Raw genomic sequence first — 25,806 nt, forward strand, 5'->3', positions numbered from 1 at the left:
AACACGAGATGAGAGCCACGGGATCGAGCCAAACCCCAAAAACGGTGTAAAATGGGCTGAATTTGGCAGGAAATCCGCACACAACCGGAGCGGGCGCGAAAATAATTGATAAAAATAGCAAAAACCGGTTGATTTAGTAAAAATTACATGATATAATTATAGACTGTGTGACAGAATTACAACAGCACGGCCTATTTTTATATATAACTACACCGGTGTAGTTATATATAAAAATAGGCCGTGCTGTTGTAATTCTGTCACACAGTCTATAATTATATCATGTAATTTTTACTAAATCAACCGGTTTTTGCTATTTTTATCAATTATTTTCGCGCCCGCTCCGGTTGTGTGCGGATTTCCTGCCAAATTCAGCCCATTTTACACCGTTTTTGGGGTTTGGCTCGATCCCGTGGCTCTCATCTCGTGTTCATCTCCTTTCATGTGCTCAATATGCCTGTAATTTCCTCATAGGTCAAGCCTAAAATCGCATTTTTATCAAAAATATTTTGCCCCTCTCGCCATTAATTTTTATTTTAATGCTTGACGGCCTTCGCCCTCTCGGTGTACTGTAATTTTATCAACAGCGGGGCGGTCTCGCTGCTCTGAACGGAAGGTCCGCAAATGTTCCAGACGTTTCAGTTCTGCCGCGCGACGGGTCGCTCGGTTAAGCGCTTCTTCCAGCGCATCGCCAAGAAACTTGCCCCGAAAGGATCGTTCAAAATCACCGCCGAGTTCTCGATACCTCCCTTCATCAAGCTCTCGGTTGAATACACATCCAAATCGCCGAAAGGATCACGGAAATGATGAACAATGACCAACGAGCAGCAACCGTCGCGAGCGCCATCAGGGCGTTCGCTGCGTCGGCTGGATTGGATGTCTCGCTCAACGCTGACGGCCCGCAGACGGCCGCTGGCGACATGATCTGCAACATCCTTCACTGGGTTGCCAGTAAAGACCCTGACGGCCGCGCCGCCGCCCTTATGGCGGTTCGCTGCGGCATCGCTCACTACATGAGCGAATCTTTCATCGATTACGAAGCCGACTGGATCGATGAACTTGGCCCCGAAGCGTTCATCGAAGTCTATGCTTCCTGCAACGGCGAGGTCTGGCACTCACAGACGGGCGAAGAGGTCGCTACGCTTGTTTCCACCTACCCGCTATAGGGCAAAGCACCATGGCTACTATTCATCCCGACCGTTTTCCCTCCCTGCGCGCGGCCGCTCGCCGACCCGATCAGTTCGATGCAGCCGTCTATGCGATTGCAGACGGCGTTGCCTTCGGCTCGATCCGCAATATCGTCCTAAAAGACGCCAAGGACACGATCTCCCGCGCCGTCGATGACGGCTGGGAAAAGGCCGTCCAAGACCCGTTCTTCTTCGCTGGGCGCTATCAGCAACAGCCCGAAGCAGTCTACCAGTTCTACAACAGCTTCACCGTCATGTACCTTCACGACATGCTGTCCGTGAGCAAAAAGCTCGCGAAAACCAAGCTCGACGGCGCTGCCATAGACGCGATGCGCGCGTTCGTGGCCGAAGCCTTGCCACTGGCCGAGGCCGTCGCCTCCCTCAAAGACAAGGTAGTCAAGGGACGTGCTCCAAGCACTGGCCCGGCAAAGCCAGTAAATCCCAACAAGATCGTGAAAACTTGCCCTTGCTGCTTCCGGCAAATCGCCGTCACCAATGGCACGATGGCTCACCACGGCTATCAGCGGCCCGGCTACGGCTGGCAGACTGCAAGCTGCCCCGGCGTCCGATTCAAGCCGCTCGAAATCTCCAACGAAGGGCTCCTATGGATGATAGAGACCACCAAAACCAGCCTCGCTAAGGACAGGGCAGCGCTTGCCGACAGCGACAAGCTTGAAAGCATCACACCCTTGCGCGGCGAGACGGTGCGGGTGGGCGAGACCGGTTGGGCGCGCCAGCTCGCCATCTATATAGCCGGCCTCGAAAGCACCATCCGGCAAGCAAAAGGATGGCTTTCCGTGCTCGAAAAGCGCCTCGCAGAATGGAGGCCGTCCGAATGACCCTATCCATGAAAGAGGCCCTGTCATGCACGCCGATCCCGGCGCGCATGGCGCACCTGCCTCGTGACCGACGCGGTTTCCCGATCCCCGCCAACGTTCTTCTGGACGATGCCGGAATGCCGCACTTCACGATCAACGACGAGGAAACTCGCCAGCGCTTCATCAAAGAGGATCGTTGCCCGATCTGCGCGGGCAAGCTCCATCGTGGACGCTGGTCTGTTGGTGGCCCGCTGAGCGCCTTCCATCCTGACGGCCGGTACATGGACACCCCGATGCACTACGAATGCTGCGCCTACGCCCTGCGGGTCTGCCCCTATCTGGCAATGCCTTCCTACACAAAACGCCTTGAGGGCCGGACGTTGAACGCTCGCGGTCCCGGCACCAGTGCAATACCGCTCACCGATCCGACTGTGATCCCGGATCGACCGTCTCTTTTCGTGGCGGTTATGCACATTGGCCAGACTTACACTCGTGCCCCGTGGGGCGTCCGCTACATCATTCCAAACCGCCCTTATCGAAATGTCGAATATTGGCAGAATGGCTCCAAGATGGACCCCGCCGAGGGAAAGGCCCTCGCAGATACCATCCTTGAGAATTTTCTCAATTCGGCCGATCAAAAGCCCGCGTAATTTGTTAATATTACATTGATAAGCGTGTAATTTTATTATACCCTGCTTTCAAAAATAGAAGAGGAAACCACTATGGAACCGCATGAAAAAGCGCCCAAGCGGGACCGGGGACGGCCCTCTGTCATCACCGACGCGATCAACGCTTTCGTTGCTGCCCTTCGCTCAGATGACACAGACGATTTTGATCAGCTCTGGGCGGCCGAATGGGGCGCCATGGCTGACAAATCGTTGGCCACCCGAACGACCTACACATCGCACTATCGTAAGGCCGTTCGCGCCGAGCTGGGCAACCACCCAGCATTGGCGGCAATCAAAGTGCTCGACAAGCACGATAGCCCGCTTCGAACTTCATCGCCGCGCTCGACGGGCGGAGGTCGGCCAAACACACGCCGGGAGCGGATCGAGCAGTTCGCTAATGATGTCGCAGCGCTATCCGAGAGCCGCACGGCCGCGCTAGGCCATGGCAGCACGCAAGGGCTGGCCGATGCCAACTACAAAAGAGCGCTGGCAAAACGCTGGAACGAAGAGATCAAAGACATGCGTGCATCGCTGGCAGCGAGCACGATCCTCAACACCACGTCCCATTACCGGAACGAGCTGCGCAATCGTGGGATAGACGACGATGCGACGTTTGCGGTGGTGGCGGCACCGGAGGATGTCATGCTGACCCGCACCGTGGCTTACCGTGAAGCTGTGATCGAGCAGCATCACGATCTCGTCGCGGTCGAGCATTGGCAAGAGCTGCTGGAAATCGCACGCTCTGCCCTTCCGAGCACCGATGCCTCTTGGCATCAGCTCGATGACGAAAGCGCCGAAACGGCACAAGGCGTCAGTAGATCAGACGCGGTACGGATCGGCATGGCTCTATGCTTTATTACTGGTCGGCGACCCTACGAGGTCTTTTGCCAAGGGCAGTTTGCTCCAGCTCCTATCAAGGCGACTGGCGATGCGGATACGTCATCGCACACCAAGGTTCGGGGCTATGAGAACTGGCGCATCCTGTTTTCCGGGCAAGCGAAAACTCGCGGCCGAGAAGGCACGCAGTTCGATCAGGTGTTCACGATCCCCACGCTCGCACCGGCTAAGACCGTTTTATTCGCGTGGAAGGTTTTGCGTGCCTCCGAGGCCGGGCAAGTCTGGGAGCAGATGACCGGTGAAGAGTTCAAGAACGACCTTCTGCGAGTGCCGGGCGTGCAGTGCATCTTGCCTGCTATCCGGGAAGAGATGTTCGCAAAGCTTTGGCCGGCCGCCGAGATCGGCGACAGCCGGCATGTCGCTGACGCCAAAAAGCTGAAAGCGAACAATATTCGGTCGCTTTATGCGGAGATCGCCGATCAATTCTTCCGGCCAAAATCCAAAACCAAGGCCGCCTTCTTCTCCGAGATTCTTGGCCACACTGAAAAGGACATAGAGACCGCTTCGTCGTACATGCGTTACTGGCTTCCCGATCAGAAAGATTCTGGGGCTACGCGGCGCGTCAAAAAGCACCTCTCACACAAGATTGCCGAGCAGCTCGATGCAAAGGGCCTGCCTCATGAGCGGCCCGATCACGAATTGACGGAAGAAGAGGTGTAAACCATGTCGATGCCTCTGCTGCCGAAAGCACATATTAGCGCCTAATCGACTTGACGATGTTCGCTATTCGTTCCTATCTGTTTAGATGGAGATCGAAACCCTTGGCGATGCCTATACCCACTCAGTCACAGTCCGCATGTGGTGTGCGTGGGGACCGTACACCAAGGGCTACCAGCGCGGCCGTGAGTGCAACTATTCGAAGGTTCTCGACATGGAAACCCTGCTTTGCACACGTGGCCGTGGCTTTCCCTTGGCGCGTCTAAAGGAAAGGCTACGGTGCCCTCGATGTGGCTCTCGCGAGGTTCGGATATTTTGGGATTTCCCGACCGAAGCACATTCCGGCCGCGCCCACGTGGCGCGCAGTTAATCTTGGCTCGGTAGCGGAACGATCTTGCCGCCGACAATCGAAAAACCGCCGCCGCGCATGATCGCGACGGCAACGCTATCTGCCATCTTTGGATCGTCCTTAATCGACCGGCCGACGCCGTTGATGACGAAACGTTGCACGCCACCACTATCGCTTTGCTCGCTGATGGCCACCAGCCGCAGCAACGCCTTGACCGTCTTACGGTGCACACGGCGCTCGCCCAGCCAACACCACAGGCCATCACAGACGATCTCCGAATCCTCGTAACGCCCTTCTTGCTCGGCCTTGATCATATCTCCGAGGCATCGCGTCATGCCGGTTGTGACAGCCATTCCGACTTCCTCTATTTTGAGGGTTTGAAGTCCACTACCGTGACGTTCTCACCAATACCGACTTTCGTGGCCGACGCCAGCGGAGCCGCCTTAATGGCAAACCCGTCAGGGGTTCGGCTATAGGTCAGGCCGGTCGGCTGACCTATCTCGTTCAATGCTTTGTCGCATGCGTCTGCGATGCTCTCGGCCAGTTCGACCGACGCATTGCCACACTGATAGCTCCTGAGTGCATGAGACGCGCCGGTCAGCGCCGAGACGACCGCACCGGCCTGTTGTGCGCGATCCTCAAGAGCCTTTTCGAGCACTCGCATATGAGCGTTCGCCTCACTCGTCGAGGCGGCCGCAAGTGCCCGCTTCAAAAGCGCCAATTCCTGATCTGAAACGAGAAGGTGTTTCATTCCGTCCCCCTCTACTCGTGGCCGCTGAATGCGGCCTCTCGACGCCGAACATCGGCAGCGGCGAATTTGAACAGTGCCGCCATCGCATCGATGACTTCTGGCGTGGCATCTCGACAGCCATCTGCCGCGATCTCGGCGGCTACGCCGGTCAAAAGCTGGCTCCAGTGTGCTCGACGTCCTGTCGGATCGCCGGCAGTCGTTCTTTCCACGCCTAGATTGGCCATCTGTCCGCCTCGTGGGCTTCCCGTGCCTGCTCTTTCAAAACCGCTACAGTCGCCCGTGGCCGCTGCAACCTATCATCCCGTCCATTCATCCAACCGTGCCGGTAGGATGCGCCACGATTGGCGAGGCTGGCCGGAAAGTCATCCCTCTCGTCGGCGAAGCCGTCTCGATAGCCCTGCACCATGTCGTCATCGTCTGCTGCCAGCATCGTCTTTCTCCCCCTAGTTCGAAGTGACGTTGGCGATCATGACTGGCGCAACCGGCGCAGGATCAAAAACGCCAAGGTAGAACGCGCCTGCGGCCGTCGCCAGACAGGCGAGGCCGACACACGCGGCAATGCTGCATTTGATGCTGCCGGTGAACACGCCGCTCATCGCGAAAGCCCACGCCATCAACAGCAGGGAGGGCAGAAGAGAGAAGTGGTAAGGGTTGGAATGCGCCCATTCGTTCATGGTGTTCTGCCCTTTCATTTAGACCTTCACGACATATTCCGGCTTCACCGGTATGCCATCTTCCATGTTCACGCAGCATGGCGGAATCGGGATCACTCGCCCGTCCGCCAGATGGCGAAGGTGGCCACGCCGCCAATGCGGTCGGACGATCCAGCCGCCTTCACCCTTCCGCATACTGGCGGCCTGCTTGCTTGCCCGAACATCGATGACAATGACGGGACCAATCGGCGTCTTGCCTTTGCTCGCGCGCTGCTTGTTGAGCCTGTCAGGGGCGGGCTGCTCGCTGCGAATAGCCTGCGGCGTAGCCAGAGCGCCCATCAACGCTTTCACGACGCCGAAACCATTTTCTACCAAAAGCCCAGCGGATTCGCTGTCGGCGTGGCTGATCAGTACATGGTCATGATCCTGCACCACCATCAGCCCGGATTGGTTGACAAAAGCGAAGCCATCCCGCCGCATGTTTTCGAACATCACTCGCACAGAAAGCGAGGTAAGGGCGTTGTCATACTCGCTGAAAACCTTCTCGCAGAAAGCCGCCATATGGACGGTCTGACCGAGCAGCATTTGCGACCATGACACCCAAAAGAAGTTGTGCGGTATGGGAGCTATCCCCGCGTCCCAGAGATCGTTGGCGAAGGCTATGAACGTTTCGAGCGCGTCAGCAGTATTGTCCGTGTCCAAGAAGCTGAACGAAAACTCGACCGTCTCACCCGCATGAGCAACGATGTAGCGGGCGAGCTGCGCCGGTTCACCCGGACCCCATGTCTCCATCGCCCGGTAATGACTATTCGCGATGTGATCCAGCGCAGCATGCAGTCGCATCAGCCCCTTTCCTCTAGTTGGCCAACGGCCGGCAGCGCCGCTATATAATCTTCGATGTCTATCTGCGGTGACTTCCTGCGGCGCGTCAGGCTGGCGTTCATCGCGTGATGCTTCGCATCCCAATTCAGGTGGCAGCGCTGACACAGCGCGCGGCAGCGCTTCGGGTCCATGTGCGTTTCATCATGGTCCATGTGGGCTACCGTGAGCACAACTTTGCTGCCGGTTTCGGGGTGCGACCGACCGTTGACCGCCTGACAGGTCGGGAATTGCGGGGTGCCCTCACAACGGTTCCCGGCCCTGTCCAGAATAGTCACGCGGAACGCTTTCCACTCCGGGGAGGCGGTGCTTCCGCCCGGATACAGCAGCATCTTCTCCTTTGAGATCGGCATGGGGCCTCCGCTCCTTTGGATCACCAGTACCGATTGCCGCGAAGGCCCCGCATGAGGCTTCCTTCCGCGTCGATGCGCCAGCTATGGCCGGCATCGCAGCGATATGAAACGACATGATCGACCGTCACCGCGAAGGGGCGCGTAGGCCGATCAACGGCATGCGCCAGACGCATGCAATATGGGCAGTCTAGGGTGTCATAGGTTGCGAGCAGCAGACCCATATCCTGCTGGCGATGCGCGCGTTCTGCCTGAAAATCGTAGACCTTTGCCATTCCCTGCTCCTATCTGGCGTAGATGTGCGGCCGAGCCTGCCGGTCCTCGCGAAGGAGGATCGCACCGTAATTCTTCCTTGCTCGCTCGACATCGGCCAGCGCCGCCGTAGGATCGCCGCGCTCGGCCGCCAACGCCTCGATGGCAGCGACATACTTCCGATGCACGATCCGCCGCTCTTTCGACGCATCTGGCGGGAGGTAGAGATTGAAGCTGTGCCTGTTCTCGACCTGGCTCAAATCCTTGAAGCTCATTCTTCAGCTCCGATCCCCCGCTGCTGCGGGCAATAAATCCTAGCGCTAACTATTGACGTTGCGGATTTATAGCGCTAAAAATTGCGTACGTCTATCCCAAAAGGAAACTGTCCCGTGAAACTCACCAAAGCCGACTACAAAGCGCTCGACGCCGTGAAACGCGGCATCGTCAAGCGCATCTATCGTGCAGACGGGAACACGTTCAAACGAACAAGCGGCGTTTCGGCCGTCGCCCTATGGCGTCTCGACCGAATGAAGCTGATCGGCGAGGACGGTACGACGATGACGGGTGGCGTCATGGCAACCGAAGTTGGCGTGGTCCTCACCGCCGCAGGTGAGCGCGCGCTGCTCACAGCGAGCTGATACAGGAAGCCCTCAGATGGACGGTTTTGTGATCGATGACGGCGGCAGAGCCGAAGCGGGGTTCAAGGGCAAAGCAGGCGATTGCGTAGCTCGTTCCCTCGCCATCGTCACAGGCCGTCCATATGCGGAAATCTATGCTGCATTGGCGAAAGGTACTGGCGCGCAGCGCGCTACCGCCCGCAGCGGAAAAAGAGCCGCCAGCGCTCGGAACGGCATCAACACCAAGCGCAAATGGTTCCGGGATTACGCTGCCTCGCTCGGCTTGGAATGGGTGCCGACGATGAAGATCGGATCAGGCTGCACCGTCCATTTGACTGCGGACGAGCTGCCGCCCGGCCGTCTCGTGGTCGTGGTGAGCGGCCACTATACGGCGATGATCGATGGCGTTATCCACGACACGCATGATCCTCGCCGGGAAATTCACGCTATCGAGCCAGATCGCGGGCAACCGCTGAAACCCGGTCAATGGCGGAACGAAAACGGCGTTTGTTCCATCCAGCGGCGTTGCGTCTACGGCTATTTTCGGTTGGCGTCATAATTTTTAGCGCTAACTATTGACGCGCACAATTAATAGCGCTATTTATCCAATAACAGCCACCTATCCCGTTCGCGGAGCACTGTCATGAACGATCTTTCCGATCATCCTTTCTCCCCGGAGAATATCGCCTACGAGCTGGGTGGTTCCGACAAGAGCGAGCGCGCATGGCTGCGCTGGTGCGGAGATGCCGAACGACTGCTCGGCCATAGCCTCGACGGCGCTGATGTTGACGGCAAGGGCGAAGGGTATTCGATTGACGAAGCGTTCGAGCGCTTCGAGCGTGGCGAAAGCGCGTCGGCATACGTCGCGATGGTCAAGGATCGCCCTCGCTATCGTGGCCGTCAGGACTGACCATGCCCCGCCTGACCAAGCCCCTTCTGGAAGCCATCGAGAGCGCCCTTAATGCGGCGCTGGCCGGTGACGGGTTCGATGGCGGCGACTTTGACGGCATGAACCCAGAGCATTTCCAGCGCGCCCTTGAATGGGTGGCGCAAGAGCAGCAGCGGCGTGCGGAACGCCGCAGCGATTCCAAGTGAGGTAATGATGCTGACCGCCCTCGAAACCCTTAACACCCTTTGCCCCGGCTGGTCCGAGAGCGGCAATGGGTTGATCTGCAATCCGAATGACGGTGGCGGCATTATCGACCGCACCTTTGCATCGGGCGAATGGTTCATCGTCTTCAACGATGATCGCGAAACCCTCGATGGTTTCGCTACGCGCGACGATGCCGTGGCGGCGTTCGTCGCCTCGCATCAGAATTGAACCGGAGGCGACCATGGGCACCGCACCACGACCCTTTGAACCGGGAGATCGCATCATCGATGAAGAAGGCGAAGAATCGACCTTCGTTCGCTACAGCGACACCGGTTTTTGGGGATATTTCGCCTATCGCGGCCCGCATGATGTCCACAAGCTGCCAATAGCCGGATTGCGAAAAGTCGAAACGCCCCTTGCGCAACGGGCATGGGAGCGCGCGATGGGGATGCGCGGCTACCATGGATCACCTGCGGCGGCCGACACGGCCGAGAGCCGCAGCAACAAACAGAAAACAACCCCCGGAGTAGAGTGATGAACACCGCGATCCTGCACTACTACCGCCAATACCGCGCGCATCAGAACGAGATCGCCACGAGCGGGGGCGGCGCGCTTTCCACCTATCCGAGCGGCCGGACGGAGTTGTCTTTCGGCAGCGCGCCTTACGGACAGCACGCCTTGTCGGCCTACACGGCGGCGAAGCGCACGATCTACTTCCGCAAGGACTTGGCTCGCATGGTCAAGGGGAAGAAGCGAAAATGAGCCGCATCGTTAAAGACTGGAAGCCGGATCGCGTCGAGGACGCGAAGATCGCGCCACACCGCTACACGTGGGATGCGTCGAGCGACTACCAAGACGCAAAGGAGCTGAAAGCCTTCCTTGCCGGCGTGCCGTATAAGGCCGGCGAAGTCGTGTACGTCGAGCGTGGCGGCTATGGTGAGTATGTCGCCCGAAAGGCTCGCATCCTGTTTGTGACGTGGGATCGCGAGCACCGCGAGCGCACGGGCGAGCGGCGCGAGATGTACCGCGTCCAATTTGAGACCACCGCTGGGCTGTGGTCCAAACTGTGGGAGTACGTTCACCCCGGTCACGTCCAGCGTGGCTACAAGCTCGCTGGCTTAGCGCCGGACGTACACTGAGGTTGCGAGAGGAAACTCCGATGGAAAAGTTGCGTGCCCTGACTGACGACGAGATTCGCGCCTTGCGCGCTTATGCGACCAAACACGGCCGCCGCTGGAAGAGTGTCCTGCAAGGCGCATGGATGGGGCACGCTCCATATGACGACGCCGGCATCCTGCGCTCCCTGCGCAATTCCCATGGCCCCTCGTGGCTGGTGACATATCGCCTTCCACCCCTGCAACAATGAGACGACCCATGCCCAAACCGAAGTTCAAAGTAGTTGCGCAAGTCCGCGACGTACGCAGTGTCACGGTTTCCGCCGCCGACGAACAGCAAGCTATCCAGAAGGCGGCGGCTCGGATCGAGCGAACCGGCGTCGAAACCATCGCCTTTCGTGCCGAGCGGATCGAGGATTGAAGCTTCCTCGTCCTTTTATCGCGGCGGCGGTGGTGGCGGAGCGCCCGGATGTTCCGGCGCTATTGCTATCTGTCCTCGCGTCTCTTGCGGGGCCTTCAACGTAAAATATCCCGTCGCGACTGCGACGAGCAGGATCATGACGCCAAGTGCGTAGTGGGTGAGCTTCATAGTTCCTCTTTCTGATCGACGCTGGCTAGTCGACAGATCGAACCTTCGTCCTGTCATCTGGAGGACGTTTCGAGGCCCTGCATTATTCGTCGGGCTACCCGGCCTGTTTTTGATCTGACCAAACTCCCCCCCCCAAAAAAAGTAAAATTCATTCTACGCGGTCTCAATAATTTTTAGCGCTAACTATTGACGCGCACAATTAATAGCGCTATTTATTGGATAGGTTCTTAGCGATTTTCGAGGCGTGCCAAATGATGATGAAGCGGGATTACGACGAGCTGATCGCCGCTCTTGCGCGGATCGAGAAGACGACCGGCCTCTATCTGACCGACACGAATGTTGACATCGAGAACGTGACTGACGGCGGCGTCAACGAAAGTGACCCGGAATATTGGAGCCATATGTATTCGGCCGCGTGCATGGCCGCTGGATTGAGGGCCGAAGAAGCCAAGCAGGACATAAATGCCCTGATCGGTTACATCATCTACTAACCCGGAGACGGTCTTATGAGTACTCGTACCCGACAGGAAAAGTTCATCCGCGACTTTGACTACCGTGGATCGTTCGACGCGGCTCTTGCCAATGTCATCAGCAAGGCCGGTGGCCTATCGTTCTTCACAGACGAGCAGATTGAAGAGATCACGGCGGAGATGGTCCGCAAGGAACGGTGGCACAGCTCCTTCCGTGTGGTTCAGCGCCGGCAAGCGCTCGCCCGGCAGCGCGCAAATGCCTGACGAACCTGTGCCCTTCCGATAAGGAGTAATCAGCATGTGGAAGGTCGAGCACTGGTACATCAGCGGCGTTCACACGGGCTTCCGCGTCGTGCGCCGTGGCCCTCGCGGCGAGATCGAGATCAACAGCGGCTATGTCGGCAACTGCTATGAGCCGGGCAGCTTCGAGAAGGCCGAAGCGGATGCTGACTCCCGATGCGAAGAGTTGAACGCACCCTATGGTGACAAGAACGTTCATTGCCTCTTTGGTCCCCAGCAATCCGAGAGCTGATCTTATTTTTAGCGCTAACTATTGACATGGCGCAATTGATAGCGCTATTTATTCCGACAGAGTGATCGGAGAACACCATGCTTATGACCCCTACGGCCAGCCTCCACGGCACGAGCGCCGAAGAGCTGATCCAGCAGCGGATCAGTGCATGCGTAGCTCTAGACGCCGCCATAACCGCGCTCACGGCAATGGCTCCCAACATGCGCGACTATGCCGGCAATCCTGACGGTTTTTCCCGTGATGCCGCTATTCACAAAGGGCGTGTCGCGTCCCTGAAAGAGCTTCACGAAAGCCTCATGAACGAGGCGGTGGCCATCCAAGAACAGCAGGCATAGCGAGGATGCCATGACCTATTCTATCGTCCCTCAAAAAGGAAAATGGCAGATCGTCAACACCAAGACGAACAAGCTCTATGGCGATCCGTTCGACAGGATCGAGGACGCGCAGCAGCTCGTCCGCGAAGCGGAAGCGCAGGCTGTGATCGACCGGCTGACGGCGTGTAGCCGCGCAGGCTGCTCGGTCTAGGTGAGATGGGTACGGACATGCTGGCGCGAGACACCGCCGCTCCGTACCGCGAAGCCCCGAACAACATCGAGGCTGAGCAAGCCCTTCTGGGCGCGATCCTCGTCAACAATGACGCCTTCTACCGCGTGTCCGACTTCCTTACTGCAAACCATTTCCACGAACCCCTTCACCGCACGATTTTCGAGGTTGCCACCGGATTGATCCGCATGGGCAAGACGGCCAACCCTGTCACGATCAAGACGTTCCTCCCGGCCGATGAGAAGATCGGCGACATAACCGTGGCACAGTATCTCGCCAGACTTGCGGCCGAGGCCGTCACGGTGATCAATGCGGCCGACTACGGCCGTGCGATCTATGACCTCTCGACGCGCCGGGCGCTGATCTCGGTCGGCGAGGATATGGTCAATGTCGCGTATGATTCTCCTGTTGATGTCTCCCCTTCGGAACAGATCGAGGATGCCGAGAGGCGATTGTTCGCCCTCGCTGAGACTGGTCTGAAAAGCAGCGGTTTCGAGAATTTCAGCGAAGCCGCGAAGGCCGCCATCGACATGGCGAACGCGGCCTATATGCGAGATGGCGGCCTGTCCGGCATAGCCACCGGCCTGCGCGATCTCGACCGAATGATGGGCGGCTTACAATCGTCCGACCTGATCGTCATTGCCGGCCGGCCGGGGATGGGAAAGACCGCTCTTGCAACCAATATGGCCTTCAACATCGCCAACGCCTATGAGGCGGAAACTGACGCAAGCGGCGCGTTCAAGGCGAAGAACGGCGGCGTTGTCGGTTTCTTCTCTCTCGAAATGTCCTCCGAACAGCTCGCCACCCGGATCATCTCCGAGCAGACGGAGATCGCCTCTTCGAGGATCAGGCGCGGTGAGATCACGGAAACCGATTTCGAGAGGCTTGCCGGCTGTGCTGCGACGATGCAGCGCCTCCCGCTTTACATCGACCAGACTGGTGGTCTGACAATCGCACAACTGGCCGCGCGCGCCCGGCGTCTTAAACGCCAGCGCGGCCTTGATGTCATCGTCATCGACTACATCCAGTTGATGCAGGGAACGACACAGCGGCAGCATAATCGCGTGCAGGAAGTCACCGAGATCACGACCGGCTTGAAGGCGCTCGCCAAAGAGCTGGGGGTGCCAATCATTGCCCTTTCCCAGCTTTCCCGTCAGGTAGAGAATCGCGAGGACAAGCGCCCCCAACTCTCTGATCTGCGCGAATCCGGTTCCATCGAGCAGGATGCCGATGTCGTGCTATTCGTCTACCGGGACGAATACTATCTCAAGAACAAAGAGCCGCAGCCCGGTTCCGACGCCTTCATGGTGTGGGAGCAAGCGATGGAGGCGGCGCGCGGCAGGGCAGAAGTCGTCATAGCCAAGCAGCGCCACGGGCCTACCGGCACCGTACAGCTTGGATTTCAGGGGGAATACACCCGTTTTTTCTCGCTCGCGGATGACGCCCGGTTGCCATCCCGAACTTTCTGACCCGCAACGCGGCACATGGACCTGCACTAGCCGTCGCTTCTATGACCGAAGCGCGGCGTGCCGCGAGGGCCTAGCTCGCGGTAGAGCGTGCGATAGCTGATGCCAGTGCGACTGGCCACCTGCTGACCCGTCAACCGTTCGTCCTCCCAGAGTGCCCTTGCCTCGCTCAACTGCTCGGCCGTAAATTTTGGCGGCTTGCCGCCATGCACGCCGCTTTCCTCCTTGGCAGTCCGCATGAGAGCTGTGAGGTTGCGATTCCGGCCGATTTCGGCTCTTTCGAGAAATGCCACTGTCTCCATGACATCTGGATGCCACCGCACCAGTTGCCCGGAAGCAGCATCCCGCACCATCGCTTGCCGCTCTCCGATGGCGACCAGCGCCGTGAGCAGATCGGCAAGCGATGTCCCAAGGCAGGCAGCATTTGCAATCACCAGCTCGTCGCCGGGCGCGAGGCCGTTTATCGCGGCCGTGCGCTGCGGCAGCGCATCCTCGTTCGGCTTGCGCCGTCCCTTCGGGGCCTTTTCCACGAAGACGGTTCCGTCTTCGTCAATACCGGCCGCCGCCAGCGCGGCGCGCTGCGCGCCTTGGCCGGGGCCGGACTTCGATAGGCGGATATAGCCGTATTGCATCCCCGATTAGTACCTTTCAAAATGTGCCATTACTTTTATGCTTGACATCGTGGCAGATAGTACGCATTGTGTCAAGGATAGCAGGGAAAGGAGTTCTCCATGGCAACCTACAGACTTGGATCGAGCGATTTTGCACATGCACCGGGCCTGATCGCTTGGGCAATCAATGGCTATGCGTTCAAAAAGGACCAAACCACGCTTCGCAAGATCGTTGCGGACACGTGGGGCATACCGGGCGACATCGCGCACAAACTTTTGAGCAAGGAAATTTCCTACAAGATCGAGGACGAGAAGGTTGTGTTCTCGGTCGAGGACAAGGCCGGGCGCTAGGGGACCGGCCGGCAATCTGAGAGACGACGATAATGACCGACAGCCGGCAAGACGCCACCGTTGAACGCATGGAGCGTATCCAGCCCTTGCAGGCCGGACAGTATTGGCGCTCACTCGGCGACATCGCCGAGCAGGGCATCAACAAGGATACCGTTCTTCTGATCGCATCGATCCGCTGGGTGGACGATGCGCCTCACACCATCATCCTGCGCCCACACCCCGACAATATCGGTCATTCCACCTATATCACGAAAACCGGAGCGGACGGCCAGACCGTCAAGTCGTGGTTCCGCTACGACGAGCATCGTTTCCTGCTTGACGATTTCCTGACCGGCTTCGAGTACGAACCGGATTACGAGCGCATCCGCGCCGGCGAAATAGCCAAGGTGCAGGGCAAGATCAACGACCTGCAAGCCGAGCTGCTGGAGGCGCAGGCCAATCCGGCCATTCTGGCTCCCATCGTTGAAGAAGGCTTGCGCGCTGCCGATGAAGAGGCCGCAAAGAAGCAGAAGCCGGGCCTGCCGGTGCCGGTGGCCGTCTCGCCGGCCCAGCTTGCCGACATGGCCCAAGGTTCGCTGCAAAACGCACTCGCGCATTCGGTAACGCCGCAATCCATCGACGCCTACAGGGCGGCGGCGCACCGTCAGGCGCAGATCGCGACGATCAAGGCCGACTGGATCAAGTCCAAAACGCAGAGCATCGGCGATACCGTCAAGGCACTGACGCCTTATTTCGAGGAACAGGCGGCGGCGGCACTTGCCGCGACGGAGGACGTGCGCACCTATGTCGCTCGGCTCCTGCGCGGCATCGAGACGCTTGACCTTTATGTCGGCAAGGGCGTCAGCGTCGAGACGATCCGTGAGGGCCGCTCGGCCCCGAAGGCCGAGCTGCTGACTTTCGTCCAGCGCAAGCTTTTCATGGACGAGGAACTTGCCGTCTATCTCGATCTTGATGACTGGTTCGACTTCACGAAAACCGAATTGTTCGACAAGGCGCTGCGCGAGCACCCTGCGCTTGTGGAACAGATATTCCCGGCACAGCGCTGCGTCGTCGCTATGGCGACCACGCGGCGGGACATCGACTACGGCGACCCGTGGACCAACTACGCCAAGAACGAGCAGAACCGGATGGTGTTTCTGCTGATCCGCGACGGCGAGAACATCCATCGCGTCTATTCGCCGGTCGAAAGCCATCTGGGGTCCGCTCGCCTGTTTCCGTCACATGACGAGCACAAGGCGCGCTTCCGGGGCTTCGACGGCAGCGAGATCAAGCTTGATGACGTGGCCTACACGGACAAGCTGGCGCGCCATGAAGTGATGGTGCTCCACTACAAGCGCTTCCTGATCTTGGCCTGTGGCCTCGATCACAGACTCAAGCTGTTCGGCGACTTCTACGAAGGCCCGGCGTCGTTCGACTTCGTGACGCTCGCCTTTCAGGAGCGCTATTGCCGCTTCCTGCACGACGAGGACGGCGCGGGCCTGCTGCCAGCAGAAAACCGCCTGCCGCTTCGCGAATGGCTCGCCGAAAAGAACGCCTATCTGCGTTCCGGCTCGCGCGTCATGTGCAACTGGCATGCGGTCATGACGACGAAAACCGCCCCGTCCGCAGTCTTCCGCGAACACGGCGGCCATATCGAGCATCGCTACAGGCCGAAGGAAACTGCCGGCATGGCGATAGCCTACCGGCAGGGCAAAGACATCCGTGTCGATGTCGAGGTTTCCGGCTACTCCTACAGCTCCCATAGTGACCGGACATTCAACTGCAAGGTGACGCTCGCGACGGAGGGAAAGCCTTCCTACACCGATAGTGTCGAGCGACCCTATCTCGTGCTCGATGCCGTCACCCCAGACGAAATCCATTGGTACATCCATAATCGGGAGTCGCGCCGCGATCACGTCAGCTACATCCGCTTCTTCAAGCGGGCGCTTCGCTATGTCGAGGCCGAGATCGCGGCCGAGGCCGATACCCGCAACCGCCTGACGCAAGCGCTTGGCGATGGCGGCATCGCGACCGACGCAGAGGCGGCCGGGATCGTCCAGCAGGCTGTAATAGCATGGCGGGCCGCCCATCGCGGACGGCCGCTTCCGGTCTTCGCGGACGGCCGCGCTCCGTCCGAATGGAAGTCGCTGCTCGACCAGATGTACATGCTGGCCGGCAACGGCAAGCGTCAGATCGGGGAGATCGAAGAGTTCGCCCGCAACCTTGGCTATGATCCGCTGCGGCTCGTCCTTTCAGGTGGAGCAAAGCTGATCATCTATTGCGCGCCGCTCGAAAGCGAACGCGACGACAGGTTTGAGCCGCATGCTTGGGTCCACCGCATATCGGTGGAGCGCGGCAAGACGAAGATCATCGAGAAAAGCCGCCGCTGGGCCGTCCTGCCGGACAAGGCGGCGTCGGAAACGCTCGTGCATGAATGGGACGGTGCTGCTGCATGGGCCGGCGCGCACACCGATTTCCAGTCCTTCGCGCACAAACAGGACGTGCTCGGCTCGTTTGACGACTGCGCCGAGCTGCTGCGCCCGTTCGGCGCTATCATGAGCGAGGCCGAGTTTGCGGTACAGTACGAGCGCTGGACGGCCGCGCGGCAGGAGATGATCGCTGGGGGCCGTTACGTTCAGAACCCGGCATTCGTCGTCCCCTTCGCTCTTTTGAAGGATCGCTATGACCGTCGCCTCGACGTGCTGTGCGTCTCCATGACGAACGCTCACGCCGCGCTCTGGCGGCTCGCGCCGAGCGACGAGGCCCGCGCCCAACTGCGCAAGGCATTCATCAAGGTCTATGCGAACAAGGCCAGCGCGGCGGAGAGGTTCGACCGCGATGTTGTGACAGCCGATTGGCAGTTGTCGCGCGCCGCGTTGGCGCATGTCCCGGCCGGTGGCTATATCGATGACGCGATGCTGTCCCGAATGCAGGGGCAGGTGCTGTCCGATCCGCGACTGGCGGAATGGTTCCTCCACTGGCAGGCAAAGCGTCGAGACGAAGAACGGCTATTCGTGCCGGCGAGCGCCACGGATGCTACCGGCCGGCTGATCTTCGATCACGTGCTCTCCATCCGCCTGCCGGACGATTACGAGCCGCTGGCTGTACGCGCGATCACGCTGACTCCCAGCGATTCCAATCGCCCGATTAAGTACGGCAGGCTTTTCGACATGACCCCAGACACAGCAGACGACGACCGCTCATTCGCGAAGTTTGACGATAGCCAGTTTGAGGCTCGCGGTTACAGCATGACAACGCACCGCTTTGTCAGCCGGGAGAGTGCCTTGGCATATGTGCGCGAGGCCGCCACGTCGAACGAAGATGGCGTGACCTATGGAGCAACACCGGCCACCGAACTGCCCGACGCTCCCCTACCCCCGTCCGGCGTCGAGCGCTGGTACATCGTTCCGCAGACATGATCGAACGGAGGCCATCTATGTCGAACGACCCTACCAATTCGCCGACAGAGGATGGCGAGGCATCGCCCCAAACGGTGAAAGACCTGTATCTCGCCAATCTGAATGCACTCGCCGAAAGCCATGGGGAGGACTACGCAAGGCTGACGGCGGCCGAAACGATGGCGCACCTTTGGTCTCTGATCAGCGCTGCCACCTACCGGCTGTCCGGCCCGATTATCGTCTTGCCAAATACCCCGGAACTTGGTTCCGACCCCGATTGATCTTCGAAAAAACTCCCCCCATTTTTTCTTTTCAGAGATCGCACAATCGCCCTTTCGGGCGGCGGATCGTTATCTTCGCAAATGTGCCATTACTCTTATGTATTGACACGCGGCACACGCTATGCAATTCTCATGATCAACGAGTAGACCGTGAGAGAGAAGGCAATTCCAAAATGACCACCTACGTGCTGGCATTTTACGAAATCGACAAAGCCTATGGCGGCCCGGAGGAAGGCGGCTGGTGGTACGACACGGGTCGTCTGGTGCGGATCGTGCGGACTTTCAAGAGCGAGGAACGCGCTTATAGCGCAGCTCGCCGCGCCAATTCCCTGCTGGATCGACTTCAACGGAAGCTTCGCCCGGTCAGCTCTGTCGCCTATGACGGTGGGCGCTACTCCGCTTCCGTGTACAAGGATGTTGCACCGAACTACTACCCCGAACATCGACCGCACTACGAATAGGCAGCGCGGTCAAGGCAGGACTGAAATGGCCCTCAATGTGAAATCGGCCCGGCGCATGCCTTCCAAGGTCGAACTCGGAAGACCGCTGTCAACGACTATGGCCGCGCCCATGCTTCGACATCGCAATTGGCGCGCCGAGGCCGGCGAAGCCGCTGACGGCCGCTATGTCATGGGATTCCGTCTGCCGGCGTGGCAGCGGGGGCTTGTATGGAGCACGCGCCAGAAAGTTTCCTTCATCGAAAGCGCGTGGCGCGGCATATCGCTTGGAACTTACTCTTACAATGACGCGCCTCTCGGCTCGCCCTTCGACAATCTGCTGATCGACGGCCAACAGCGGATGAACGCTATCGAATGCTACCTTCGGGACGAGTTTGCCGTGCTCGGATGGCACTGGTCCGAAGTCACCGAGGTAGATCGCCGGGTGTGGGAAATCAGCACGGTCTTCGGCTGCTATGTTACGGAGACGGAAGACGAACGCTACCTGCGCGAATACTACGATCTTCTCAATTTCGGCGGGACACCGCACCGTTCGGATGAACGGGCGGCCGACGCATGATCCGGGAGGCCACCTTGCCATTCGAGGTCTATGTGGAGTGGGTGAACGGCAGCACGGCCGAGCGGCTGTACAAGCAGCGCCGCGCTGCCGCGATCAAGAAAGCACATGAGATCGACCCCAACCGCCCGACGAGCGAGATCGTCAATCCAGAGGATCAGGATTCGTGGTGGGATTGGGTGGAGATGGACGAGTGCCATGAACATCGTTCCTTCCCTTCGGTCGCCATGGCGAAAGGCTGGGCGCAGCGCAACCACAAGCTCGATCTCTTCGAGATGCCGCGCGTCTACCGAAACGAATGGCCGGAAGGCGAGCGCTCTTGGAATAGCGAAACGACCGTCCAGCTCGAATATCAGGGCGACGGCGAATGGCTCGATCTGGACACTGGTCAGATGGTGACGGCTTCATGACCGCTCGCAGTCCTAGATCGGCGCTCACAACCCTTACCGGCGCTATATGGTCCCGCCACGACAAGCACGAGCGCTGGGAGGCTCTAGGCGACATCGAGAGCATGTTGCCCGCCCGCACCTTCTATCGCTGCTTCGTGCACGTATGGGAGAACAGTGAAAGCAACGATCTGCATATTCCGCTGATCGACCGTCTGATCGAGCGGCGCAAGGTCTCGGCTGTGCGCGTGATGCCATGTCTCGGCGTATCAGATCAGCGCTTCTTTGATCGGCTTCCTGACCGATTCCGCGTCTGGCGCGGAACCACCAAAGAGACGCCATACGGCGACTATTCATGGACCACCGACCGCGCCGTCGCGCAGCGCTTCGCAAATCGCTGCGCCGAAGCCACGCCGGCCGTGGCGACAGGCTGGGTGAACAAGGCCGACATGCTGTTCGCCACTACCGGCCGCAACGAAAGTGAGATCGCCGTCCGCACGGATGGTGTCACCGGCAAGCGGCTGCGGGCCATCGGTCCTTGGCGCGAAAACGCCGGCTACAAGGTATTTGCTGCATGTCAGCGCGACGGTCTGTTCGACCGCGAGATGGTGATTTTCCGGGTGCAGTCCGCGCCTGCGGTGAACATGACGCCGCAGCGAGTGCGTGACATCCTGTACGAACAGGTGGACGAGCTGGAGGCGCTGGGATTCCGAACCGCTCCTATGAAGCGGCGTGCTCTGCTCGATAGCTTGGACTGGCCCGCGATCTTCAAGGCAGCGGCCACGGCCTCGCCCATGCTCGCGATCTGACTTTTTTGGTGACGCGCGAGGATCGCGCACGTACTCTCCTGCCCGGTAATCAATCCGATTCAGGAAAGGAGACGCTATGCGATGGATCGTCGTAGTTACAGCATGCACCATCGCCACGGGTGCTCTTGCACAGGAGAAAACCGAGGCACAGAAAACCGCCATGCGGCAGGCTGGCAACGTCTATTTGGCGGCACAGGAGTGCGCCACCTTCAAGAATGATCCTCTGGTCTTGCAGAACCAGATGAAGGCCGCAGCCCGCACGCTGGGCAAGTCCGGCCAGTTCACCACGATGGCTGATCAGATGCAGGCCACGAACGAAGTGGTCCAACTTTACGGCTCAGGGCAATTCCAACCAGAAGCCACCGGCCAAGCCGCTTGCGATCTGGTTGATGAGGCCATGAAGTAGCTACCGTCGCCGCATTTGTTCGGCTCGGCGCTGTTCCTCGATCCGCCGCTGTTCCTCGCGGCGTATCTCTTCACGCCGTTGTTCCTCCCGGCGCTGTTCCTCGATTCGCCGTTGCTCTTCCCGGCGCATTTCTTCGCGCCGCTGCTCTTCCCGCCATTGATCATTGTTCATATTCCAGCTCCGCTTTTTAGAGAGATGAGGCGGACGAGTTTTAACCGGCCGCCTCATAGAATGCCAACGCGAGCCGTCAGGCCGCCGTCGCGTAAACGAGCCGCCTGTGGCCTTCGCACCAAGAGCCGCATCCAGCCGGAACCTTGTTTCCGCAGAATAGCATGGTTCCGCGCTTGTTGTGGCCCACGGGATAGCGGCAGCTTGTGCTTTCCAGTTCGAGCGTGGTCACGGGGAATGGCGACGAAACAGCCTCCAGTGAGGCCGGACGCGCCACAGGCGCTAGAACCGCGATCTTGGCTGGTTTCGTCGGCATTTTCGTCACCTTTGCTTCCTGCGGCTGCTTGGGGGGTAAATTCATCTGCCCGGACTTCCTGCGGAACCCTATGGCCCGCAGACGCTCGTCCCGATGGACAACGCCGATGATGGCGTTGCGGCTCACGTGGAGCGGTCCTGCAATCTGCGAAGCGGATAGGCCGTCTCGCAGCCCTTGGGCGATCTGATCGCGCTGTGCGTCTGTCCAGCCGGAATTTGCACTCATTTACGTATTCCTCTTGACACAAAACGACATTGTTTTACGTCTGTGTTTTGTAATAGAACTTTGGGCGCGGTTGCAAGCGCAAATGATCGTCATAGGCTCTGGAGGGTGCCTGAAACGGTCGCGCGGTAGACGGCCCACTTTGATGCGGCAAGCGGAGATAGACACGATGGCGCGTAGCCGTCCGACCATAAGCATCGTCGGTCTGAAAGATCGGCTGCGCGAGATTCGACGCTCTCGCGATATGACAATCGAGCAATTTTCCAAGCGGTTCGGAGTGAGCGAACGCGCCTACTCGGCTTACGAGCATGGCGAACGTAACCCCCCCGTCACGCTGATCGTGGCTCTGGTAATGGAGCTGCCGGTGGACGCGCATTGGCTCCTAACCGGCAAGCGATTTGAAATGTCGCTGGAAGTTGCACGGCAAAAAGAATAATTATGGTTCGGCGGCCCTGCTGCAAAGTCGAGAGGGGATGAACCATTTGGCCATAGACGCCGTAGATAACGAAGCAGAGATGCGAAAGACCTATCGGCTCTCGCCCGTGGTCTTCGTCGGCCCGCTGATTCAGGCGCTTGTGGTGACGGCGCTAATCCTGTGGTTCAATCTCGGCAATCTGGCCCCCTTGTACCAAGCAATTCACGCTATTTTCGGCCCGGCGATCTATGACGGGTTTGCCCGCAGCTATCCCCGCCTCGTGACCTACGGCTGGGTTGCCGCGATCTTCCTCGTGTGGCTCGTCGCCATGAGCTTCGTCAAGGTCTATATCCGTTACTGCACCACAGAGCTGCGCGTATTCGCCGACCGGGTGCAGTGGCGATTCGGCTTCATTCGCCGCGACGTTATGACGGCCGCCATTGAAGAGGTCATAGGCGTCCAGTTGGTGCAGACAGTGCTTGGCCGCATTCTCGGCTACGGTCGGCTGATCATCAACACGCGCGGCGACGATCAGATCGTTGCCAGCATGATCGGCGATGCACCAACCGCCAGCCAAGAGATTATGGCGCTCAAATACGAGCGCTAGGGGTGTCGCGGCGGATCAGAAGACCGCCGCCGCCGCTATTCTCCAAATATCGCTACTGCCACAAGCACCAAACCAATAAGGAATCCGATAAATCCTGCTCCTCCCATGATCCGCTGCAACGCGGTATTTAGCCCCTCTCTCCGTTCAAATCGCACTTTTTCGTCGTAGGAGTCGAACTCCAGAACGCCACTAGCATTGGTTCGCTCAAAGCGCTCTCGGTCAATTTTCTTGGCCCCTCGCACCAGCTTGACAACTATCCACACCCAGACAGCTATAAGTGCCAGTCCGAGGACGAGAGAAACAAATCGCTCCATAAGCTTTCTCAGTCCCCCTGACGCCGAAGCTGGCCCGTGCCATCTCTGGTCGTGAAGAGCAACGTCGAGCCTTTCAACTGCAAGGTCGTGTCGTCTTTAAAACCACCGCCTTGATCGGCAACGCCGCATGTAATCCGCATACGCCAGCGGTTCGACCCGGTGGACTTTAGAGATGCTATCTTGCAGCCGGTATCAGGCCCTAAATCGACCCATCGTTCGTCAAAGTTGATCGCGAGATCATCCTCGCCAGACCACAATCCGGTGAGCGCCTTTTCGGCGCTGGCCGGTGCTGCGAATGTCATGAGGATCATCATCGACAGAGCGCCGGCTGCGCAGCTCTTCAATAGTCCAGATTGCTTGTTTTGCATTTTGGGTTCAGTCTCCTCGTTTCTAAGTCGCCGCCGCGTCTCCATATATCGAAATTTCACGGCGAACTGATCAATTCCTCGACCTTTTGCTGTCCCTTTTTTTGCCACTCGGCTTCCCCTTGCCACCCTTATTCGAGTGCGCGTCGAGAAAGCCGCTCGCATCTTCGAACATAAGATTGTCCGGCCAACCCTTCGGCGGCTCAACGCCCTTAGCGTCAATGATCCGCTGCACGGCCGCAACCTGCCCTTCCGTGGCAGGCCGTGGCGGGCGGGCGGCCTTCGCCTCTTCGATCCAAGCGCTTAGTGCGGCGGCCGTCGCCATATGCTCGTCGGTGAGCGCCCTACCCGTCTCGGTCGCGAGCTTTCGGGCAAAATCGAGCTGCTTATCGCTCGGTTTGCCATCGCGCTCGATCACCGGGCCGGGATTGCCGTTATTGTCCTCACAGATGACCGTGCAGCCCTCGCTATAGCCCGTGCAGGCAAAGAACGGCCTTCCGGTGCGCTTTGACTTCAAACGCCTCAGCGGCCGTTCACAGGCCGGGCACGGCCATCGCGGTGCCTCACGGGCGAGGACGCCAAGTTCGCCGTCGAGCTGGCGATCTATCAGCTCGACCACGGGAACGTAGCGATCTGCGCCGTCCGCGATCTTGTCGAGCTTCGTTTCGAGTTCCTTGGTGTAGGCATACTCCACGAATTTGAACCGCCCAACCAGATTGCGCACAATCGCCCGGCCGGCTGCGGTCGGTACGAGGTTGCGCTTCTGGACCGCAACGTAGTCTTCGTCGCGGATTTTCTTGACGATGGCGGCATAGGTCGATGGTCGCCCGATTCCGAGCTGTTCCAGCTTCTTGATCAGGCTCGTCTCTGTGTAGCGGCCGGGCGGCCGTGTCGCTTTACGCAACAGCTCGCCCTTGGTCGCGATTGCCGCGTTGCCAACAGCAAGCAGCGGAACCCGGCCCGAATCTTCTTCGCTCTCTTCCTCGTCGCCGGCCTTATCCGGCTCCGCTTCCTGCGATGTCGTCAAGACGACCCGCCAGCCGGGATCGGAGATCGTCGCCGATCTCGCCCGGAAGGTGAAGGTATCTGCCCCGTCCTTTGCATCGAGATCGAGCGTGATGGTGTTGTAGACGGCATCCGCGAGCTGCGAGGCGACTGCCTGACGCCAGATCAGAGCATACAGCTTCTTTTCGTCGTCAGTGTCGCCGGCAACCAGTAGGTCCGGGTGCGTCGGCCGGATGGCCTCATGCGCCTCTTGCGCGCCTTCCGGCAGCTTCCATTTCCGCAGCTTGCCGGCGAGCGGCCAGCCTTTCGATTTGGCGACGGCCGCGATGGCGGCAACGCCGTCATCGGAGAGGTTCGGATTATCGGTGCGGTGATAGGTTATGTGCCCGTTCTCGAAGAGCTTCTGGGCGACAGATTGTGTCTTTTCGGGCGGAAAATGGAGGGTAGCGCCAGCAGCTTGGAGCAATGCAGACGTTGTGTATGGCGCTCCCGGTGCTTTGCTGACCGGCTTCTGGACGGCTTGCGCGACCGTGAAGCGTCGGCACGCCGCCGCGCGCTCGGCAAGGCGCTGGTCAAGAATATACTCGGCATCGGCCGGGAGGAATGGCTTGGTCTGCCATTCAGCCGACCAAGCCCCATCGTCAAACTCGACCTTCGCCCCAAAGTGGTCCGTCACTTTGAAATTCGTGATCTCGTCCTCGCGCTCGACCACCAGCCGAACTGCCGGCGATTGGCACCGGCCTGCTGACAGGGCCATGCCGGCAGCATCGCTGATAGGGTAGGATACGCGATAGCCGATCATGCGATCCGCACAGCGCCGGGCCTCTTGCGCCGCCACGAGGCGATCATCGATCTGGCGCGGCTGGTTGATTGCGGCCCGAACGGCTTGCTCGGTGATCTCGTTGAAGGTGACGCGCTTGTAGCGAGATAGCCGTAGATTCCGCCGCAGGTGTTCGGAGATGGCTTCTCCTTCGCGGTCGGGGTCCGTGGCCAGATAAATTTCCTGCGCACGTGCAGCGAGCGGCTTTAGGTCGCCGACGACCGATTTTCCTCGTTGCGACAGCTCATAGGACAATTCGTAGGTGCCGGCGGCGATGCCGTACTCCTTTGGCACCATTTGCATGATATGACCCATACTGGCTTTGACTACCCAATCACCCCCCAAAATGCTGGAGATTTTCTTGGCCTTCGTAGGACTTTCGACGATCATCAAGTTCATGTGTTAAATCCCTTGGCAGGAACGGCCATTCGATAATAAAATCAGCACACAAATTAA

47 protein-coding genes are annotated in these 25,806 nt (G+C 59.1%); 31 read left to right on the forward strand and 16 right to left on the reverse strand.

The window, feature by feature from the left end; genetic code table 11:
- Nucleotides 1–621 precede the first annotated feature (621 nt).
- The 5 genes from ABWW28_RS22530 (at nucleotide 622) to ABWW28_RS22550 (ending at nucleotide 4,227) form a co-directional block, all read left to right on the forward strand.
- Nucleotides 622–804 carry a hypothetical protein gene (locus tag ABWW28_RS22530; protein WP_353392212.1) on the forward strand — a complete coding sequence of 61 codons (183 nt, stop codon included), beginning with the start codon at nucleotides 622–624 and terminating at the stop codon, nucleotides 802–804.
- A complete protein-coding gene (locus tag ABWW28_RS22535; RefSeq protein WP_353392214.1) occupies nucleotides 801–1,163 on the forward strand; it encodes a hypothetical protein in 363 nt (120 codons plus the stop codon). Before ABWW28_RS22530 ends, ABWW28_RS22535 begins: the two co-directional genes overlap by 4 nt.
- Before the next feature lie 11 nt (nucleotides 1,164–1,174).
- Entirely contained in the window at nucleotides 1,175–2,023 is an 849-nt protein-coding gene (locus tag ABWW28_RS22540; RefSeq protein WP_353392216.1) for a hypothetical protein, read from the forward strand.
- Nucleotides 2,020–2,652, forward strand: a complete 633-nt coding sequence (locus tag ABWW28_RS22545; protein ID WP_353392218.1) for a hypothetical protein — start codon at nucleotides 2,020–2,022, stop codon at nucleotides 2,650–2,652. The genes ABWW28_RS22540 and ABWW28_RS22545 overlap by 4 nt, the downstream gene beginning before the upstream one ends.
- Nucleotides 2,653–2,724: 72 nt before the next feature.
- Entirely contained in the window at nucleotides 2,725–4,227 is a 1,503-nt protein-coding gene (locus ABWW28_RS22550) for a protelomerase family protein (protein ID WP_353392220.1), read from the forward strand.
- A 363-nt stretch (nucleotides 4,228–4,590) separates the two neighbouring features.
- Here the strand turns inward: ABWW28_RS22550 and ABWW28_RS22555 are convergent, their stop codons facing one another.
- The 9 genes from ABWW28_RS22555 to ABWW28_RS22595 are packed head-to-tail and all read right to left on the reverse strand — an operon-like array spanning nucleotide 4,591 to nucleotide 7,733.
- Nucleotides 4,591–4,926, reverse strand: coding sequence for a hypothetical protein (locus ABWW28_RS22555; protein ID WP_353392222.1), 336 nt, complete (start codon nucleotides 4,924–4,926; stop codon nucleotides 4,591–4,593).
- An 11-nt stretch (nucleotides 4,927–4,937) separates the two neighbouring features.
- Entirely contained in the window at nucleotides 4,938–5,324 is a 387-nt protein-coding gene (locus tag ABWW28_RS22560; RefSeq protein ID WP_353392223.1) for a hypothetical protein, read from the reverse strand.
- 11 nt (nucleotides 5,325–5,335) lie between these two features.
- Nucleotides 5,336–5,548, reverse strand: a complete 213-nt coding sequence (locus tag ABWW28_RS22565; RefSeq protein WP_353392225.1) for a hypothetical protein — start codon at nucleotides 5,546–5,548, stop codon at nucleotides 5,336–5,338.
- Nucleotides 5,536–5,754, reverse strand: coding sequence for a hypothetical protein (locus tag ABWW28_RS22570; RefSeq protein ID WP_353392227.1), 219 nt, complete (start codon nucleotides 5,752–5,754; stop codon nucleotides 5,536–5,538). Before ABWW28_RS22570 ends, ABWW28_RS22565 begins: the two co-directional genes overlap by 13 nt.
- 13 nt (nucleotides 5,755–5,767) lie before the next feature.
- Complete coding sequence (locus ABWW28_RS22575) at nucleotides 5,768–6,016, reverse strand: hypothetical protein (protein WP_353392229.1); 249 nt, start codon at nucleotides 6,014–6,016, stop codon at nucleotides 5,768–5,770.
- A complete protein-coding gene (locus ABWW28_RS22580; RefSeq protein ID WP_353392231.1) occupies nucleotides 6,017–6,820 on the reverse strand; it encodes an AcrVA2 family anti-CRISPR protein in 804 nt (267 codons plus the stop codon).
- Complete coding sequence (locus tag ABWW28_RS22585) at nucleotides 6,820–7,209, reverse strand: hypothetical protein (protein WP_353392233.1); 390 nt, start codon at nucleotides 7,207–7,209, stop codon at nucleotides 6,820–6,822. The genes ABWW28_RS22580 and ABWW28_RS22585 overlap by 1 nt, the downstream gene beginning before the upstream one ends.
- A 20-nt stretch (nucleotides 7,210–7,229) precedes the next feature.
- Nucleotides 7,230–7,481 (reverse strand): hypothetical protein, encoded by a 252-nt coding sequence (locus ABWW28_RS22590; protein WP_353392235.1) that lies wholly within the window; start codon nucleotides 7,479–7,481, stop codon nucleotides 7,230–7,232.
- Nucleotides 7,482–7,490: 9 nt separating this feature from the next.
- Nucleotides 7,491–7,733 carry a hypothetical protein gene (locus ABWW28_RS22595; RefSeq protein WP_353392237.1) on the reverse strand — a complete coding sequence of 81 codons (243 nt, stop codon included), beginning with the start codon at nucleotides 7,731–7,733 and terminating at the stop codon, nucleotides 7,491–7,493.
- Nucleotides 7,734–7,847: 114 nt separating this feature from the next.
- Here ABWW28_RS22595 and ABWW28_RS22600 point away from each other — a divergent pair, with 114 nt between their 5' ends.
- The 10 genes from ABWW28_RS22600 to ABWW28_RS22645 all read left to right on the forward strand — a co-directional run bounded on the left by ABWW28_RS22600 (nucleotide 7,848) and on the right by ABWW28_RS22645 (nucleotide 10,704).
- The gene (locus ABWW28_RS22600) at nucleotides 7,848–8,096 is read left to right on the forward strand and encodes a hypothetical protein (RefSeq protein WP_353392239.1); all 249 of its coding nucleotides are present in this window, start codon (nucleotides 7,848–7,850) and stop codon (nucleotides 8,094–8,096) included.
- Between the two features lie 16 nt (nucleotides 8,097–8,112).
- On the forward strand, nucleotides 8,113–8,634 hold the full coding sequence (locus tag ABWW28_RS22605; protein WP_353392241.1) for a hypothetical protein: 522 nt from the start codon (nucleotides 8,113–8,115) through the stop codon (nucleotides 8,632–8,634).
- Between the two features lie 84 nt (nucleotides 8,635–8,718).
- A complete protein-coding gene (locus ABWW28_RS22610) occupies nucleotides 8,719–8,985 on the forward strand; it encodes a hypothetical protein (RefSeq protein ID WP_353392244.1) in 267 nt (88 codons plus the stop codon).
- Between the two features lie 2 nt (nucleotides 8,986–8,987).
- Nucleotides 8,988–9,170 carry a hypothetical protein gene (locus ABWW28_RS22615; protein WP_353392246.1) on the forward strand — a complete coding sequence of 61 codons (183 nt, stop codon included), beginning with the start codon at nucleotides 8,988–8,990 and terminating at the stop codon, nucleotides 9,168–9,170.
- Between the two features lie 4 nt (nucleotides 9,171–9,174).
- Nucleotides 9,175–9,396 (forward strand): hypothetical protein, encoded by a 222-nt coding sequence (locus tag ABWW28_RS22620; protein WP_353392248.1) that lies wholly within the window; start codon nucleotides 9,175–9,177, stop codon nucleotides 9,394–9,396.
- A 13-nt stretch (nucleotides 9,397–9,409) separates the two neighbouring features.
- A complete protein-coding gene (locus ABWW28_RS22625) occupies nucleotides 9,410–9,703 on the forward strand; it encodes a hypothetical protein (protein WP_353392250.1) in 294 nt (97 codons plus the stop codon).
- Complete coding sequence (locus ABWW28_RS22630) at nucleotides 9,703–9,930, forward strand: hypothetical protein (protein WP_353392252.1); 228 nt, start codon at nucleotides 9,703–9,705, stop codon at nucleotides 9,928–9,930. Before ABWW28_RS22625 ends, ABWW28_RS22630 begins: the two co-directional genes overlap by 1 nt.
- Entirely contained in the window at nucleotides 9,927–10,307 is a 381-nt protein-coding gene (locus ABWW28_RS22635) for a hypothetical protein (RefSeq protein ID WP_353392254.1), read from the forward strand. The genes ABWW28_RS22630 and ABWW28_RS22635 overlap by 4 nt, the downstream gene beginning before the upstream one ends.
- Before the next feature lie 20 nt (nucleotides 10,308–10,327).
- On the forward strand, nucleotides 10,328–10,534 hold the full coding sequence (locus ABWW28_RS22640) for a hypothetical protein (RefSeq protein WP_353392256.1): 207 nt from the start codon (nucleotides 10,328–10,330) through the stop codon (nucleotides 10,532–10,534).
- An 8-nt stretch (nucleotides 10,535–10,542) separates the two neighbouring features.
- Nucleotides 10,543–10,704: a hypothetical protein gene (locus ABWW28_RS22645; RefSeq protein ID WP_353392257.1), complete on the forward strand. Its 162-nt coding sequence runs from the start codon at nucleotides 10,543–10,545 to the stop codon at nucleotides 10,702–10,704.
- A 15-nt stretch (nucleotides 10,705–10,719) separates the two neighbouring features.
- Here ABWW28_RS22645 and ABWW28_RS22650 read toward each other — a convergent pair whose 3' ends face one another.
- The gene (locus tag ABWW28_RS22650; RefSeq protein ID WP_353392259.1) at nucleotides 10,720–10,872 is read right to left on the reverse strand and encodes a hypothetical protein; all 153 of its coding nucleotides are present in this window, start codon (nucleotides 10,870–10,872) and stop codon (nucleotides 10,720–10,722) included.
- A gap of 251 nt (nucleotides 10,873–11,123) precedes the next feature.
- On the opposite strand from ABWW28_RS22650, the gene ABWW28_RS22655 reads away from it, so the two are divergent.
- From ABWW28_RS22655 to ABWW28_RS22680, 6 genes are all read left to right on the forward strand, one after another.
- A complete protein-coding gene (locus tag ABWW28_RS22655; protein ID WP_353392261.1) occupies nucleotides 11,124–11,363 on the forward strand; it encodes a hypothetical protein in 240 nt (79 codons plus the stop codon).
- Between the two features lie 15 nt (nucleotides 11,364–11,378).
- On the forward strand, nucleotides 11,379–11,606 hold the full coding sequence (locus tag ABWW28_RS22660; RefSeq protein ID WP_353392263.1) for a hypothetical protein: 228 nt from the start codon (nucleotides 11,379–11,381) through the stop codon (nucleotides 11,604–11,606).
- Nucleotides 11,607–11,640: 34 nt separating this feature from the next.
- Nucleotides 11,641–11,874: a hypothetical protein gene (locus tag ABWW28_RS22665; protein ID WP_353392265.1), complete on the forward strand. Its 234-nt coding sequence runs from the start codon at nucleotides 11,641–11,643 to the stop codon at nucleotides 11,872–11,874.
- A 77-nt stretch (nucleotides 11,875–11,951) separates the two neighbouring features.
- The gene (locus tag ABWW28_RS22670) at nucleotides 11,952–12,209 is read left to right on the forward strand and encodes a hypothetical protein (RefSeq protein ID WP_353392267.1); all 258 of its coding nucleotides are present in this window, start codon (nucleotides 11,952–11,954) and stop codon (nucleotides 12,207–12,209) included.
- 10 nt (nucleotides 12,210–12,219) lie between these two features.
- Entirely contained in the window at nucleotides 12,220–12,399 is a 180-nt protein-coding gene (locus ABWW28_RS22675) for a hypothetical protein (RefSeq protein WP_353392268.1), read from the forward strand.
- A gap of 17 nt (nucleotides 12,400–12,416) precedes the next feature.
- Complete coding sequence (locus ABWW28_RS22680) at nucleotides 12,417–13,886, forward strand: replicative DNA helicase (RefSeq protein WP_353392270.1); 1,470 nt, start codon at nucleotides 12,417–12,419, stop codon at nucleotides 13,884–13,886.
- A 26-nt stretch (nucleotides 13,887–13,912) separates the two neighbouring features.
- Here the strand turns inward: ABWW28_RS22680 and ABWW28_RS22685 are convergent, their stop codons facing one another.
- Entirely contained in the window at nucleotides 13,913–14,515 is a 603-nt protein-coding gene (locus tag ABWW28_RS22685; protein WP_353392272.1) for a recombinase family protein, read from the reverse strand.
- Nucleotides 14,516–14,614: 99 nt separating this feature from the next.
- Here ABWW28_RS22685 and ABWW28_RS22690 point away from each other — a divergent pair, with 99 nt between their 5' ends.
- From ABWW28_RS22690 to ABWW28_RS22725, 8 genes are all read left to right on the forward strand, one after another.
- Nucleotides 14,615–14,845 (forward strand): hypothetical protein, encoded by a 231-nt coding sequence (locus ABWW28_RS22690; RefSeq protein ID WP_353392273.1) that lies wholly within the window; start codon nucleotides 14,615–14,617, stop codon nucleotides 14,843–14,845.
- Nucleotides 14,846–14,877: 32 nt separating this feature from the next.
- Entirely contained in the window at nucleotides 14,878–18,243 is a 3,366-nt protein-coding gene (locus ABWW28_RS22695; protein WP_353392274.1) for a hypothetical protein, read from the forward strand.
- 17 nt (nucleotides 18,244–18,260) lie between these two features.
- Complete coding sequence (locus ABWW28_RS22700; RefSeq protein WP_353392275.1) at nucleotides 18,261–18,503, forward strand: hypothetical protein; 243 nt, start codon at nucleotides 18,261–18,263, stop codon at nucleotides 18,501–18,503.
- Between the two features lie 173 nt (nucleotides 18,504–18,676).
- The gene (locus ABWW28_RS22705) at nucleotides 18,677–18,964 is read left to right on the forward strand and encodes a hypothetical protein (protein ID WP_353392277.1); all 288 of its coding nucleotides are present in this window, start codon (nucleotides 18,677–18,679) and stop codon (nucleotides 18,962–18,964) included.
- Nucleotides 18,965–18,989: 25 nt separating this feature from the next.
- Nucleotides 18,990–19,520: a DUF262 domain-containing protein gene (locus ABWW28_RS22710; RefSeq protein WP_353392279.1), complete on the forward strand. Its 531-nt coding sequence runs from the start codon at nucleotides 18,990–18,992 to the stop codon at nucleotides 19,518–19,520.
- Nucleotides 19,517–19,927, forward strand: coding sequence for a hypothetical protein (locus ABWW28_RS22715; protein ID WP_353392281.1), 411 nt, complete (start codon nucleotides 19,517–19,519; stop codon nucleotides 19,925–19,927). Before ABWW28_RS22710 ends, ABWW28_RS22715 begins: the two co-directional genes overlap by 4 nt.
- Nucleotides 19,924–20,712 carry a hypothetical protein gene (locus ABWW28_RS22720; protein WP_353392283.1) on the forward strand — a complete coding sequence of 263 codons (789 nt, stop codon included), beginning with the start codon at nucleotides 19,924–19,926 and terminating at the stop codon, nucleotides 20,710–20,712. The genes ABWW28_RS22715 and ABWW28_RS22720 overlap by 4 nt, the downstream gene beginning before the upstream one ends.
- A gap of 76 nt (nucleotides 20,713–20,788) precedes the next feature.
- Nucleotides 20,789–21,118 (forward strand): hypothetical protein, encoded by a 330-nt coding sequence (locus ABWW28_RS22725; RefSeq protein WP_353392285.1) that lies wholly within the window; start codon nucleotides 20,789–20,791, stop codon nucleotides 21,116–21,118.
- Here the strand turns inward: ABWW28_RS22725 and ABWW28_RS22730 are convergent, their stop codons facing one another.
- Both ABWW28_RS22730 and ABWW28_RS22735 read right to left on the reverse strand, forming a co-directional pair.
- Nucleotides 21,119–21,289, reverse strand: coding sequence for a hypothetical protein (locus ABWW28_RS22730; RefSeq protein ID WP_353392287.1), 171 nt, complete (start codon nucleotides 21,287–21,289; stop codon nucleotides 21,119–21,121).
- Between the two features lie 76 nt (nucleotides 21,290–21,365).
- A complete protein-coding gene (locus ABWW28_RS22735) occupies nucleotides 21,366–21,827 on the reverse strand; it encodes a GcrA family cell cycle regulator (RefSeq protein WP_353392289.1) in 462 nt (153 codons plus the stop codon).
- 166 nt (nucleotides 21,828–21,993) lie between these two features.
- On the opposite strand from ABWW28_RS22735, the gene ABWW28_RS22740 reads away from it, so the two are divergent.
- Together ABWW28_RS22740 and ABWW28_RS22745 are read left to right on the forward strand one after the other, a co-directional pair.
- Entirely contained in the window at nucleotides 21,994–22,260 is a 267-nt protein-coding gene (locus ABWW28_RS22740; protein WP_353392291.1) for a helix-turn-helix domain-containing protein, read from the forward strand.
- A 79-nt stretch (nucleotides 22,261–22,339) separates the two neighbouring features.
- Complete coding sequence (locus tag ABWW28_RS22745; RefSeq protein WP_353392293.1) at nucleotides 22,340–22,846, forward strand: PH domain-containing protein; 507 nt, start codon at nucleotides 22,340–22,342, stop codon at nucleotides 22,844–22,846.
- A gap of 35 nt (nucleotides 22,847–22,881) precedes the next feature.
- Here the strand turns inward: ABWW28_RS22745 and ABWW28_RS22750 are convergent, their stop codons facing one another.
- From ABWW28_RS22750 to topA, 3 genes are all read right to left on the reverse strand, one after another.
- Nucleotides 22,882–23,160 carry a hypothetical protein gene (locus ABWW28_RS22750; RefSeq protein ID WP_353392295.1) on the reverse strand — a complete coding sequence of 93 codons (279 nt, stop codon included), beginning with the start codon at nucleotides 23,158–23,160 and terminating at the stop codon, nucleotides 22,882–22,884.
- A gap of 8 nt (nucleotides 23,161–23,168) precedes the next feature.
- Nucleotides 23,169–23,528: a hypothetical protein gene (locus ABWW28_RS22755; RefSeq protein ID WP_353392297.1), complete on the reverse strand. Its 360-nt coding sequence runs from the start codon at nucleotides 23,526–23,528 to the stop codon at nucleotides 23,169–23,171.
- Between the two features lie 70 nt (nucleotides 23,529–23,598).
- Complete coding sequence (topA, locus tag ABWW28_RS22760; protein WP_353392299.1) at nucleotides 23,599–25,749, reverse strand: type I DNA topoisomerase; 2,151 nt, start codon at nucleotides 25,747–25,749, stop codon at nucleotides 23,599–23,601.
- Nucleotides 25,750–25,806: the final 57 nt, after the last annotated feature.

It is taken from the genome of Brucella sp. NBRC 14130, assembly GCF_040371715.1.
GTDB lineage: Bacteria > Pseudomonadota > Alphaproteobacteria > Rhizobiales > Rhizobiaceae > Brucella > Brucella intermedia.